6 protein-coding genes are annotated in these 13,631 nt (G+C 64.8%); all 6 read right to left on the reverse strand.

The window, feature by feature from the left end; genetic code table 11:
* Positions 1–122: 122 nt before the first annotated feature.
* A complete protein-coding gene (locus B5G20_RS04050) occupies positions 123–3,554 on the reverse strand; it encodes a 4-alpha-glucanotransferase (RefSeq protein WP_087355322.1) in 3,432 nt (1,143 codons plus the stop codon).
* Between the two features lie 236 nt (positions 3,555–3,790).
* Positions 3,791–6,250: a glycogen synthase GlgA gene (glgA, locus tag B5G20_RS04055; RefSeq protein ID WP_239286868.1), complete on the reverse strand. Its 2,460-nt coding sequence runs from the start codon at positions 6,248–6,250 to the stop codon at positions 3,791–3,793.
* Between the two features lie 135 nt (positions 6,251–6,385).
* A complete protein-coding gene (glgD, locus tag B5G20_RS04060) occupies positions 6,386–7,492 on the reverse strand; it encodes a glucose-1-phosphate adenylyltransferase subunit GlgD (protein ID WP_087355323.1) in 1,107 nt (368 codons plus the stop codon).
* Positions 7,493–7,497: 5 nt separating this feature from the next.
* Entirely contained in the window at positions 7,498–8,643 is a 1,146-nt protein-coding gene (locus tag B5G20_RS04065) for a glucose-1-phosphate adenylyltransferase (protein WP_087355325.1), read from the reverse strand.
* A 119-nt stretch (positions 8,644–8,762) separates the two neighbouring features.
* Positions 8,763–11,189, reverse strand: coding sequence for a glycogen/starch/alpha-glucan phosphorylase (locus tag B5G20_RS04070; protein WP_087355326.1), 2,427 nt, complete (start codon positions 11,187–11,189; stop codon positions 8,763–8,765).
* Positions 11,190–11,279: 90 nt separating this feature from the next.
* Positions 11,280–13,556 (reverse strand): 1,4-alpha-glucan branching protein GlgB, encoded by a 2,277-nt coding sequence (gene glgB, locus B5G20_RS04075; protein WP_255376979.1) that lies wholly within the window; start codon positions 13,554–13,556, stop codon positions 11,280–11,282.
* Positions 13,557–13,631: the final 75 nt, after the last annotated feature.

Raw genomic sequence — 13,631 nt, forward strand, 5'->3', positions numbered from 1 at the left:
CCCTCATCTACGTGAGAAGCGGCGCCCAGAAGGCGCCGCCAGCTTTGAACAATCGATACTCTACCCAAAATCGCGGAGACTGTGAAGCGCAGCCCCCGCGGTTCAGGCAATGTGCGCGGCCGCTACGCCTCGGCAGTGCCGGCGGCAGGAGAGTTGGCTGCGGCGGCCGCGGCGATCGCAGCCGCTTCTGCAGCGTCAGCGGCCTCGACGGCCTCATCATCGTCCTCCACAAGGGCCGCCTCTCCAAAAGAGCGACCGGTCGCGCGCAGCAACCGCGCCGTGGAACGCTCGGCGGCAACGATATCCTCCTCGCGTGCCTGCCAGGCCCAGTTGCCCTCGGCCACGCCGGGAACATTCATGCGGCAGTCGTCGCCAAGACCCAGCACGTCCTGGAGCGGCATCATCACAAGCTCGGCGTCCGTGTCGAGCGCGTCATGCACGAGCTTCTCGGCAAGTTCTGCGCCAGCCGTCTCGTCGCCCCCGCAGAAGGAGGAGGTGCAGAAGCCGGCTAGGGTCGCGGTGTCGTGCGTCGAGGTGTAGAGGATCTTACCGGGCTTGGCAAAGATACCCTGGCGGATGTCGTAGTCCTCAAAGAGCAGCACGTCCATCCCCGGGAAGCCGCAGTCGCTCACGAGTGCGCGCACGCCGGGCGTGAGCACGCCGAGGTCCTCCGCGATAAAGGGCAGCGGGCCGATCTCCGCCCGAGCGCGCTCAAAGAGCTCTTTGCCGGGGCCGGGAACCCAGCGCCCCTCCGAACCGGGCCGGCCGGCGGGGATGCTGAAGTAGTTGTGGAACCCAAGGAAATGGTCGAGGCGCACCCGGTCGTAGATGCGGGTGGCGCGGCGCAGGCGCGCGAGCCACCATGTATAGCCCTCGGCGCGGTTGACGGGCCAGCGGTAGGTGGGGTTGCCCCACACCTGGCCGTCGGGGGCAAAGTTGTCAGGCGGCGCACCGGCGATCTCGGTCGGTCGGCCGTCGCGGTCGAGCGAGAAGAGCTCAGGGTGCGCCCAGGCGTCGGCGGAGTCGTCCGAGACATACATGGGGATATCGCCGATCACCTGAATGCCCTGCGCGTTGGCGTAGCCCATGACGTCCTGCCAGGCAAGCTCAAAGCGGTACTGGAGGTAGGACTGAACGTGCGCCTCCTTGGCAAGTCGGCGGTCGGTGAGGAGCGCGGGCTTCCAAGTTTGGAACTCAGCGGGCCACTCGTGGCGCGACACGCCGCCGGTGAGCTTCTTGATGGCCATAAAGGCGCAGTAGGGTTCGAGCCAGGCGCGCTGCTCGGCTACGTAGTCGCGGTAGGCGATATCGGTGCCCGCACCGCCGGCGGCCTCCCAGCGCACATAGTCGGCGCGGAGCTCGGCCTCGGTCTCGGGCAGAAGGTCGATGTTGCCCGCAAAGGCCGAGGGGCCGGCGTAGGGGGAGTTAAAGAGGTCGGTGGGATTAACCGGCAGCACCTGCCAGTAGCGGAAGCCCATGGCGGCGAGGTGGTCGATAAAGCGCTTGACGGGCGCACCCAGGGTGCCCGGACGGCCATCCTGGGTGGGGAGCGACGTGATGTGGCAGACCACGCCCGCACCCGGCTCGAGCGGCTTCTGGAGTCGCTCGTCGGCGTGGAACGAGATCACGGCGGAGCCAAAGGGCCACAGGTGCACGCCAACGGTGCCGTCCTCGGCAACGGGAAGCTCCGCGCCCGAGACCACGTCGGTTGCGCAGGGACCGAGCGCGGGAATGCGCACATCCTGCTCAGAGCACTGGCTGCGGTTGATGAGTACTGTGGCGGCTTCGCCGGCAGCGTTTTTGCGGGTGTAGCCGAGCACGTCGTCGCCCACGGCAAAGGGCTCGATGCTCCCGTCAATCATCACCGGTAGCTCACGGCGCACGCCGGAGGCGTTCTTGATGATGGTCTCCATATCGTACTCGTGCGGATCGCCGGGGCGCGGCAAGCCGCGACGGTTGCCCGGGTCGGAGAGACCCTCAAGCCCGTACTCGTCGCCGTAGTAGATGGAGGGAACACCCGGGAAGGTCATCTGCATGAGGGTGGCGAGCCAGAAGCGCGCCTTGGCGAGCCCCATGGCCTCAGGCGTGAGGCGCCAACGGCCGCGCTCCTCCTCGGGGAGCTTGCTCTCATCCGGGCCGCCGCCGAGTACGCTCGCGATGCGCGGGCGGTCGTGGCTGCCGAGCAGGTTGAGGCAGCAGGCGAGGGCTTCGGGCGGGTAGTTCTCCGCCAGGCTCCAGATGACCTCGGCAGCCTCACCGGCGGTGATGTTGCCCATGAGGAAGTCGATCACCATGCTGCGGAAGGGGTAGTTCATCGCGGAGTCGAGCTCGGCGCCCTGCAGATAGTGGCGCGGCTGACCGTAGCTGATCTTGTTGGAGGCGTCCTCCCAGACCTCGCCGAGCAGAAGGCCGTCCGGCTTCTCGTCAAGAAGCACGCGCTTGATGTCGGCGATGAGCTCCTCGGTAAGCTCATCGGCCACGTCGAGACGCCACCCGCGGGCGCCGGCGCGCGTCCAGTGGCGAATGACGCCGTCCTCGCCGAGGAGCAAGTCGCGCACGAGCGGCGAGTTGAGGTTGAAGTCGGGCATGTTGGCCACGCCCCACCAGCACTTGTAGGTGCCGTCCTCGTTAAACTCGTAGGCGCCACGCCAGGGGGAGTCCTCGCTTTGCCAAGCGCCCTCGCCGGGGTAGTTGCCGTATCGGTTGAAGTAGAGGGAGTCGTCGCCCGTGTGGTTAAAGACGCCGTCCAGGATGATGGAGATGCCGAGCTTCTCGGCGGCCTGGCAGAGCTCGCGGAAGTCGTCCTCGGTGCCGAGGATGGGGTCGATCTTGAGGTAGTCGGCCGTGTCGTAGCGATGGTTGCTCGTTGCCTCAAAGATGGGGTTGAGGTAGATGGCCGTGATGCCTAGCTCAGCTAAGCGCGGGAGGTCCTCCTCGATGCCCTTGAGCGAGCCGCCGTAGAAGTCCCAGCAGGCGATGGAGCCGTCTTCGTTGCGCTCGTAGACGGGCGGCTCCCACCAGTCCTCAACGAGGCGCCGGCGCGCGCCGTGGCGCGGCTTGTCGAGGGCGGCCTCGGTGCGTTCGTGCCAGTGCTCGTCGCGGCGGTACCGGTCGGGGAAGATCTGATAGACCATGCCACGCTCGTACCAGCTGGGGCGGATGGCGCGATGCTCGTAGACGCTGATCTGGAACGAGGGGACCTCGGTGTAGTCGTACATAACGCCCTCGCCACCGGTGTGCCCTTGCGGAGCACCGAGGTGGAGGTGGTGGACGTCGCTCTCCTCGCTCTCATTCTCGTGCCATGCGGTGTGGAACGAGTACCAGATGTTAGCGGGGCGGGAGCATTTGAGCTGGTAGACGTAGCGGCCCTCTCCGTCGGGGATCATGGGATGCAGGCGCTCCCCCCCGCCGTCGACCCAGGTGCGGAGGATTACAGCGAGCTGAGTGGCCGGCGGTTCCTCCACGCGGACCGCGATGGTGACCGTGCTGCCGGCGCGGACGGCGCCAAACGGCGTGCGGTACTCCGGTTCGCGGGAATTGTGGATGAGCTTCATATGGTGTCCGTTCTAGCTGACGCTCATTATCAGGATATTGACGCTCTGTCAAGATGTTGAGCGCTCATCCATTATAGGTGATGCAGGCCCGTGCGAGTGGGGGATTCATCGATGCGGGCCATGAGAGATGATGATGCACGTAGAATCACTTCTAAATGTTGGGCCGAACACGAAAATGGCCCCGGAACGCGGTGTTCCGGGGCCGTGCGGGCCGTCGATGGGCGCCAGGGCGAGGCTTAGCGCTTGTTCGTGCGCTTGCGGGCGGCGCTGACCGAGGTCGCCTTGGGCGCCGGCTTGGCGGCAGCCGTGGACGTGGGCTTTGCCGTAGAAGTCGCGGCCTTGGCAGTCGCGGGGGCCTTCTCGGCCGGCTTGGCCGGAACGGCGGCCTTGGCTGTAGTTGCCTTGGCGGCAGCGGTCGTCATCGATGCAGCGGGTGCAGTCTTAGTCGTGGCCGCCTTTGCCGGGGCCGTCGCGGCCGCAGCAGTCTTGGCTGAGGCTGCCTTAGCCGGAGCGGCCTTGGCAGCGGTTGTCGTCGTGGTCGCTGCAGGCTTGACAGCGGTAGTCTTGGCGGCAGTCGCCTTGGTTGCGGTTGCCTTGGTCGTGGCCTTTGCAGCCGTAGCCTTGGTCGCCACGGTCTTCTTGGTGGTTGTCGTCGCCTTGGTGGCAGTTGTCGCCTTAGCCGCTGGCTTCTTGGCGGCCGTGGCAGTCTTGCGCGTCGTGGTCTTGGTAGTCGTGGCGGCCTTGGGAGCGGCTGCCTCGGCATCCTTTGCAGCCGTCGTGGCCATGGTGGCAGTGGTCGCCTTGGTAGCAGCCTTGGTCGTCGTCTTGGCGGTAGCCTTGGCGGTCTCAGCAGCCTCCTCAGCCGGCTTTGCGGTTGCCTTGGCAGTGGTCTTGCGCGTCGTGGTCTTCTTGGCCGTGGTCTTGGCTGCCGTCGCCTTAGGCGCGGCGGCCTTCTTGGCTACTTTTGGGGAGCTCGCCTTCGCGGTCGGCCCGGCCGCAGGCTCGGGGGTCTTCTCGGCGGCGGGAGCGGTCTCCTTGACCGGCTCCTGCTCGGGCTCGGCTGCCGGGGCGGCCTCGGCTGTCGGGGCGGCCTCGGCAGCAGGCGCCTCCTCGGCCTTTGCCTCAGCAGCGGGCTCTTCGGCCTTGGCCTCGGGCTCGGCTGCCACCTCCGGCTCCGGTTCGGGTTCCGGCTCGGGCTCGGCCTCAACCACGGGCGGCGTAGGGGGGACGGGCTCCACATCGGGGTGCAGGTGGCAGTAGAGGTCCATGTAGGCGGCCGCAGAGCGCGTCCACGAGAAGTCGGTCTGCATGGCCTGTTCAACCACGTGGTTAAATGCGGCGCGATCGTCCCAGAACAGGCGCGCGGCGCGGAAGACAGCGTCGCCCATCTCGTCGCCATTAAAGTTGGCAAACGAGAAGCCCGTGCCTTCGCCCGTGAAGTAGTTGTAGGGCGTCACGGTGTCACGCAGGCCACCGGTCTCGCGCACCACGGGCAGCGTGCCGTAGCGCATGGCGATGATCTGCGAGAGGCCGCACGGTTCGAAGAGCGACGGCATGAGGAAGAGGTCGGCGCCCGCGTACATGCGGCGCGAGAGCGCGGAGTCAAAGGTGATGCGCGCGGCCATGGTCCCGGGGTACTTGCCGGCAAAGTAGTTCATGGCGTCCTCGTAGGCGCGGTCGCCCGTGCCGAGCACGGCCACCTGCACGCCGCCGGAGAGTATTCGGTCGAGCGAGTAGGTTACGAGGTCCATGCCCTTCTGACGGGTGAGACGGCTCACCATGACCATGAGCGGACGGTCGTCGCGCACCTCGAGCCCGAGCTCCTCCTGGAGCGCACGCTTGCAGGCCGCCTTGCCCTCCATGTGGCCCACGCCGTAGTTCTCGGTGATCTGGAAATCGGTCGAGGGATCCCACGACGGCTCATCGATGCCGTTCAGGATGCCCGAGAGAATATCCGAGCGCTGACGCAGCAGCCAGTCGAGGCCCTCGCCGTAGTCGGAGGTCTTGATCTCGCGTGCATAGCTCGGGCTCACCGTGGTGATGGCGTCGGTGTAGGAGAGGCCGCCCTGCATGAAGTTGATCGACGTCGCGTCACAGTGGAGCTGGCGAGCGGCGTTGGGGATGTGCGCCATGCCGAGCACATCGTTGAGCATCTTGTCGGAGAACTGCCCCTGGAAGGCGATGTTGTGGATGGTAAAGACGCACTTCACGCGCTGGCAGAGAGGAACCCCCTGGTAGAACTCGTGCAGAAACACCGGCACGAGCGCGGTCTGCCAGTCGTTGCAGTGCAGCACGTCGCACTCAAAGCCCTCAGGCAGGTGCAAGAGGCTCTCACAGATGGCCTTGGAGAAGAAGGCAAAGCGCTCACCGTCGTCATAGAAGCCGTAGGGGTAGCTGCGATTGAAGTAGTGCTCGTTGTCGATAAAGAGGTAAGTGACTCCGCCCTCCTCGAGCTTCTCGAGGCCGCAGTACTCGTTGCGCCACCCGAGGTTGACGTAGAAGTCGCAGAAGTGTTCCATGCGCGATTTAAAGACGTCGGGGATGGTGGCGTACTTGGGGCACATGACGATGACCTCGGCACCGTCCTTTACGAGCTCCTGGGGCAGGGATCCCGCCACATCGCCGAGGCCGCCCGTCTTAACGAAGGGTGCCACCTCCGCAGAGGCGAAGACGACCTGCATCTTGTTCTTTGCCATCGTATAGCTCCTAAACACACGTTGGTTGCGTCTCGTCGCCGACCGGATAGGGGAGGGCGGCGCTCATACGCTCATAATGATAACGCGCCCGCGGGGCCAGAGCCGCCGCGGGCGCAAAGGGTAACATCCGAGACGCTAGAGGCGCGTACCCTTGCCGATCACCATGATCGCGTCGGGCGTGCCGCGATACTCGGTGTTCTCGGGCACGACGTTGTTCTTGTCGATGATCGCGTTCTCAACGCGCGCGCCGCGCTTGATGACGCAGCCGTACATGATGATCGAGTTGGTCACGTTGGCGCCGCTCTCGACGATCACGTTGCGCGAGAGGATGGAGTTACGCACCGTGCCGTGGATCTTGCTGCCTGCCGAGACGAAGGAGTTGGCCACGTTGCTGCCGGCGTAGTACTTGGCCGGGGCGGCGTCGTGGGCCTTCGTGCGGATGGGGCGATCCTTCTGGAAGAGCTGGTCGTAGACCGTGGGGGCCAGAAGCTCCATGGAGCGCTCGTAGTAGCTGCGCTCGCCAAAGATTCCGATCGCGAGGCCCTTGTACTCGTAGCTGCACACGTCGACGCGCGCCATGTCGCCGGCGATTGCCTCGAAGAAGTCGAGGTAGTCGGCGTTGGCGTAGTGCTTGATGATGTCGAGCAGGAGGTCGCGGTTGATGATGAAGCAGTCGATGAACTTGTTGTCACCGTACTCGCAGCCCGGCTCGACCTTCTGCACCCGGCCGGCGTCGCCGATGATGAGGCGGCTCGCGTCGGAGTGCTTGCGCTCGGCCTTGACGTAGAGCATGGTGATGCCCACGCCGGAGCGCTCGTGCGCGTCGATGACCTCGTTGAGGTCCATGTTGAAGATGATGTTGGCGCCCATCACCACCACGTACGGTGCGTCGGAGCGCTCAAAGAGCTCGCGGTTGGAGATGATGTCGCGGAGCAGGAAGCGCATGCCGCGCTTGGTGGTGCCGTAGGGGTTGCCCGGGAAGGTGTAGAGGCCGCCGATCTTGCGGTCGAGCTGGAAGTCCCCGCCGTGGCCCACGTGGTCGGCGATGGAGCGCCAGTTGCCCGGCATGGCGAGGCCGACGGTGTGGATGCCGGCGTTGGTCATGTTGGACAGCGGGAAGTCGATGAGGCGATAGCGGCCGAGGAACGGCAGCGCCGCCACCGGGCGGTTCTCGAGGAGCTTGCTGGGCTCGTTGCCCGCGTAGTTCGCGGTGATGTATCCGATGGCTTTGGTGTTCATCATCGGAATCATTCCCCCTTCCCGATCACGACGTCGTTTCCGACGACGGCGGTGTCCTTGGTGGTGTCGACGGAGCCGAGCTTGACGCCCTCCTCCACGACGGCGTTCTCGCCCAGGATGGCGCGGCTCACGTGGGCGCCGTTCTTCACGATGGCGCCGGGCAGCAGCACGGAGTCCTCGACGATGGCGCGCTCGCCGACGCAGGCGTCGGTCGAGATGATGGAGTGACGCACGGTGCCCATGATGCGGCAGCCGTTGGCGACGAGCGAATCGTCCACGCGGCCGTCGGGCCCGATGTAGTGCGGCGGGCGGCTCGAGTCGTTGGACATGATGGGCGTCTTCTCGTCAAAGAGGTCGAAGAGCGGGTCCTCGCCCAAGAGGTCCATCGAGGTCTCGTGGTAGGAGGCGATGGTGCCGACGTCCTTCCAGAAGCCATGGTGGGCGTGGACAAAGAGGCGCTTGCCGTCGGCGAGGGCCTTGGGGATGATGTCGTTGCCGAAGTCGTGGCTCGAACGCTGGTTGATCGCGTCCTCCTCGAGGGCGTTGACGAGAAAGTCGTAGCTAAAGATGTAGATGCCCATGGAGGCGAGGTTGGAGTCGGGGTGGGCCGGCTTCTCGCTGAACTTGGTCACCTGACCGTTCTCGTCGGCGGTGAGGATGCCAAAGCGGCTCGCGTCCTCCCACGGCACAGGCATGACGCCGATGGTGAGGTCGGCGTTGTGCTCCTTGTGGGTCTTGAGCATCTCGCGGTAGTCCATGCGATAGAGCGCGTCACCCGAGAGGATGAGCACGTACTCGGGATGGTGAGACTTGATGTAGTCGAGGTTGTGCGTCACAGCGTCAGCCGTGCCCTCGTACCACGCGCCGCCCTCCTGGGTGGCGTAGGGCGGCAGGATCGACACGCCGCTCCCCGTGATGTTGAGGTCCCACGCACGCCCGGAGCCCACGTACTCGTGGAGCTGGTAGGGGCGATACTGCGTCAGGATACCCACGGTCTCGATGCCGGAGTTGGCACAGTTCGAGAGCGTGAAGTCGATGATGCGGTACTTGCCTCCGAACGACACGGCCGGTTTGGCGATCTTGGACGTCAGGTCCATGAGCCGCGAGCCCTGCCCTCCTGCGAGGAGCATCGCGATGCATTCTTTTCTAGCCATCGAGTCTCTCCTTCAAATCCCTTTACCTACTGACCTGCCTGCTATCTCACCGGGGCGGGCAGAGAGCCCGCCCCGTAGATGCCCTGACGTCGCACAAAGCCGCAGCACCTCGTTTGCGCCTAGGCGTGCCAGATCTCGTCGCGATACTCGCGAATGGTGCGGTCGGACGAGAACCAGCCCGACGACGCCGTGTTGTGGAGTGCGCGGCGGTTCCAGCTTTCGTGGTCCGCATAGCTCGCGGTGAGCTCCTCCCAGGCGTCGACGTACGAGCGGAAGTCCTTCATGACGAAGTCATGGTCGTTGCCGCTCATGAGCTCATTATGGATGCTCCCAAAGTCTCCGGAGAGAGCGGCGAACGTGTTATCGGTGAGTTCGTCAATAACGCGCCCTAAACGGTCGCGGTCGGCGTTGTAGGTGTCCCAGGCAAAGTGCATGCCGCTCACGCGGAGCTCGTCGACCTCGGGTGCGGTAAGGCCGAAGATCTTCTCGTTTTCGGCGCCGGCAAGGTTGACGATCTCGATGTTGGCGCCGTCCATCGTGCCGAGGGTGATCGCGCCGTTCATCATGAGCTTCATGTTGGAGGTGCCGGAGGCCTCCATGCCCGCCGTCGAGATCTGCTCCGAGATCTCGGCCGCCGGGTAGATGAGCTGGGCGTTGGACACGCGGAAGTTGGGGATAAAGCAGACCTTCATGACCTCGTTGACGCGCGGGTCGTTGTTCACCACGTCGGCCACCGAGTTGATGAGGCGGATCGTCTCCTTGGCAAAGGTGTAGCTCGAGGCGGCCTTCCCCGAGAAGATAAAGGTGGTGGGCGCCACGCGGAAGTTGGGATCGGCGAGGCGGCGGTTGTAGATGTCCATCACCTTGAAGATGTTGAGCAGCTGGCGCTTGTAGGCGTGGAAGCGCTTGACCTGCACGTCAAAGATCGTGTCGGGGTCGATCACAAGACCGCACTCGTTCTTGACGTACTTGGCGAGGCGCAGCTTGTTGGCGCGCTTGGACTCGCCCACGCGCTCGAGGAAGATCGGGTCGTCCTCAAAGGCGGTGAGCTTGGAGAGCTCGGAGGCGTCATCGAGCCAGCCGGTGCCGATGGCCTCGGTGATGAGCTTGGCGTAGGTGGGGTTGGCCTCGGCGAGGAAGCGGCGGTGCGAGATGCCGTTCGTCTTGTTGTTGAACTTCTCGGGCGTGAGCGCGTAGAAGTCCTTGAGCGTCTCGCGCTCGAGGATGTCGGTGTGGATCTTGGCCACGCCGTTGACGGAGTGGCTGCAAATCACCGAGAGGTTGGCCATGCGGACCTCGCCGTCCCAGAGGATGGCGGTGGCGCGCAGGTGGTTCTGCCAGTCCTCGGAGGTGCGGTCGAAGCTCGCGCTGTAGCGGCGGTTGATTTCGTCGATGATCTGGTAGACGCGCGGCAGCAGCGACGAGAACGTAGAGATGGGCCACTTCTCGAGTGCCTCGGGCAGGATGGTGTGGTTGGTGTAGGAGATGGTGTTGGTCACGATCTCCCACGCGTCGTCCCACTCAAGACCCTTCTCGTCCATGAGGATGCGCATGAGCTCGGGGCCGCACATGGCCGGGTGGGTGTCGTTAGTGTGGATGGCCACGTACTTGGGCAGGAGCTTCCAGTTGGGGCCGTGGTCGTTCTCAAAGGTGTCGAGCAGGCTGTAGATGCCGGCCGAGACAAAGAGGTACTCCTGCTTGAGGCGCAGAAGCCGGCCGTGCTCACCGGCGTCGTTGGGGTAGAGGATGGCCGAGATGGCCTCAGCCTCGGCGCGGTGGGCGTCGGCGCCCGCGTAGTCGCCGCGGTTGAAGGCATCGAGGTCAAACTGCTCCTCCACGGGCTCGGCGCCCCAAACGCGCAGCTTGTTGACAGTCTTTCCGCCATAGCCCACCACGGGGATGTCGTAGGGCATGGCGAGCACGTCCTGGGTGTCCACGGTGCGGTACACCATGCGCCCATCGACCTCTTCGCCCACCACGTGGCCGCCAAAGCGGATGCGCACGGCCTTGTCGGGGCGTCGGACCTCCCAGGGGTAGCCGTGGGAGAGCCATTCGTCGGTGGTCTCGTGCTGGGCACCGTTGACAATCTCCTGCTTAAAGAGGCCGTAGCGGTAGCGCATACCGTTGCCGTAACCGGCGATGCCCTCGTGGGCCATGGAGTCGAGGAAGCACGCGGCCAGACGGCCGAGGCCGCCGTTGCCGAGCGCGGGGTCGGGCTCGTAGGAGCAGAGCTCGTCGAGGTCGCCGCCCAACTCCTTGATGCCCTCGGCCACGAGGTCGCGGATGCCGAGGTTGAGCAGGTAGTTATCGAGTAGGCGGCCGATCAGAAACTCGATGGAGAAGTAGTAGACGCGCTTCTTGCCCTCGGAGATGACGCGCTTCTCGGTCTCGGTCTGGATGGCGCGGGCCTTGCCGGCGATGAGCTTGGCGAGCGCGGTGAAGCGGTCGAGGTTGCTCGTGCGCTCAAAGGGCTTGCCCGAGAGGGACATGACCGAGGCCTCGTAGTCTCGGATGAACTCCTCTTTGTTCTCGAAGATGGTATTCATACGGTCCTTTCTTCCGGCGGTGCCGGGGGTTGCGGGCTTACACAACTTTTCCATTATCGCGCAAAACGGGTTCATGGGCCGAATGTTTCGCTAGGCGTTCTTCTTTGGCGCGCGGGTGGCCGTCTTTTTGACAGGCGCGGGGGCGGCGGATGCGGCAGCGCCCGCGGCCTTCTTGGCGGTTGTCGTCTTGGTTGCCGTTGCTTTGGACGCGGTTGCGGCAGGCTTAGATGCGGTCGCGGCCTTGGCGGTCGTCTTGGCCGCGGCCTTGGCGGGCGTCTTGGCTGCCGGCTTGGTCGCCGTCGCGCTGCTCGCTGCTTTGGCGCTCACGCTCTCGGCGGTCGTCTTCTTAGCGGTCTTGGAGGTTGTCCGCTTGGTCGCAGCCTTCTTCTTGGGCTTGGGCGGCACATAGGAGCTCTTACCGATGCGCTTGAGCACGATGCCGCCAAGGCCCGGGAGCGGAAGCTGGATGGAGTTGTCGCAGCCGTTCCAGGGGTAGGGCTCGCTCGAGCACACGGTGCCGTCGAGCTCGTCGAGCTTGTAGCCGCTTCCGCCAAACTCGGGCCGGTCGGAGTCAAAGATGACCTTCCAGTCACCCTCGCGCGGCACGCCCATGCGGAAGGTCTCGTACGAGGCCGGATCGAAGTTGATGATGATGGCGAGGTCGTCCTTGGCCTTCTCACCGTGGCGCGCAAACGAGATGATTGACTGCTGGGCGTTGTCAGGATCGATCCAGCTAAAGCCGTCCTCGGTGTAGGCGCGCTCCCAGAAGGCGGGCTCATTGAGGTAGAGGTGGTTCAGGGCCTTCACAAACTCGCGGTGGTTGCGGTGCGCGTCAAACTCGTCGGCCAGGAACCACTCGAGCGACTCGTAGTAGCGCCACTCGATAAAGGGCGCGATCTCGTTGCCCATAAAGTTGAGCTGGGCGCCGGGGTGGGTCATCTGGTACATGATGAGGGTGCGGAGCCCTGCGAACTGCCGCCACTGGTCGCCGGGCATGCGGCCCATGAGCGAGCACTTGCCGTTGACGACCTCGTCGTGGCTGAGTGGCAGCACAAAGTTCTCGTTAAAGGCGTACATGAGCGAGAACGTGAGCAGCCGGTGCGCACCGGGGCGCCAGGGGAAGTCGGTCTGCATGTAGTGGAGGGTGTCGTTCATCCAGCCCATGTCCCACTTGTAGTGGAAACCGAGGCCGCCCTCCTCGGGCGGGTAGGTCACGAGCGGCCAGGCGGTCGACTCCTCGGCGATCATCATGACGTCGGGGAACTCGCGGCCCACGGCGCAGTTGACCTGGCGGATGAAGGCCGACGCGTCGAGGTCCTCCTCGGTGCCGTACTTGTTGAACTTCTTTTGCCCCGGGTCGTCCACGCCAAAGTTGAGGTAGAGCATGCTCGAGACGCCGTCCATGCGGATGCCGTCAGCGTGGAACATCTCGATCCAGAAGAGCGCGTTGGAGACAAGGAAGCTGCGGACCTCGCCGCGGCCGAAGTCGAACTTGTGCGTTCCCCAGTTGGGGTGGATTTCGCGCTCGTAGAGCATCTTGCCGTTAAAGGTGGCGAGCCCCTCCTCGTTGGCGCAGAAGCCGCCGGGCACCCAGTCGAGGATGACGCCGATGCCCGCCTTGTGGCAGCTCTCCACAAAGTGCATGAGCTGCTTGGGCGTGCCGTAGCGCGCGGTGGCGGCAAAGTAGCCGGTGGGCTGGTAGCCCCAGGAGCCGTCGAAGGGGTGCTCCATCACGGGCAGGAGCTCGATGTGGGTGTAGCCCATGTCGCGCACGTAGTCCACAAGCTCCTCGGAGAGGTCGTCGTAGGAGTAGTAGGTGCCGCGCTGCGCGGGGAAGGGATCACCCGGTCCGGGGTAGTTGCCGTTCTCGTCGGGTTCGCCCTGCGGGTCGTTGCCGTGGCGGCGCCACGAACCCAGGTGCACCTCGTAGATGTTGAGGGGCTGCTTCATGTGGTCGTGGCGGGTGCGCTTGTTCATCCAGGTGCCGTCGTGCCAGGTGTAGCCGGTGATATCCATAAGGCGCGAGGCCGTGCCGGGGATATCCTCGGCGTAGAAGCCGTAGGGGTCGGCCTTGTAGAGGAGCTTGCCGTCGGCGGTCTCGATCACATACTTATACAGGTCTCCCTCGGGCAGGCGCGGAACAAAGCCCTGCCACACACCGCTCTTCTTGAGCTGGGTGAGGGGGTTGGCGGTCGCGTCCCACCCGTTGAAGTCGCCCACGACGTGCACGCTCTTTACATCGGGCGCCCACACGGCAAAGTGCCAGCCGGGCTCACCGTCCTGCACGTCGGGGTGCGCACCGAGCTTTTCCCAGCTGCGCTGCCAGGTGCCGTTGGCAAACATGTAGAGGTCGTCGTCCGTAATGATGAGGAGCGGCTTTTCGCTGCGCGCTGCGGAGGCGCGGCGGGTGGCCTTGGTCGGCGACTTGGTTGCGGTGGCGGG

This window comes from Collinsella sp. An7 (assembly GCF_002159335.1).
Lineage (GTDB): Bacteria > Actinomycetota > Coriobacteriia > Coriobacteriales > Coriobacteriaceae > Coprousia.

What these genes read in the sequence shown, in the direction of transcription:
- B5G20_RS04070 (WP_087355326.1), bottom strand. Translation starts at nt 11,189, where the DNA reads ATGAATACCATCTTCGAGAACAAAGAGGAGTTCATCCGAGACTACGAG.
- B5G20_RS04050 (WP_087355322.1), bottom strand. Translation starts at nt 3,554, where the DNA reads ATGAAGCTCATCCACAATTCCCGCGAACCGGAGTACCGCACGCCGTTT.
- glgD (WP_087355323.1), bottom strand. Translation starts at nt 7,492, where the DNA reads ATGATGAACACCAAAGCCATCGGATACATCACCGCGAACTACGCGGGC.
- glgA (WP_239286868.1), bottom strand. Translation starts at nt 6,250, where the DNA reads ATGGCAAAGAACAAGATGCAGGTCGTCTTCGCCTCTGCGGAGGTGGCA.
- B5G20_RS04065 (WP_087355325.1), bottom strand. Translation starts at nt 8,643, where the DNA reads ATGGCTAGAAAAGAATGCATCGCGATGCTCCTCGCAGGAGGGCAGGGC.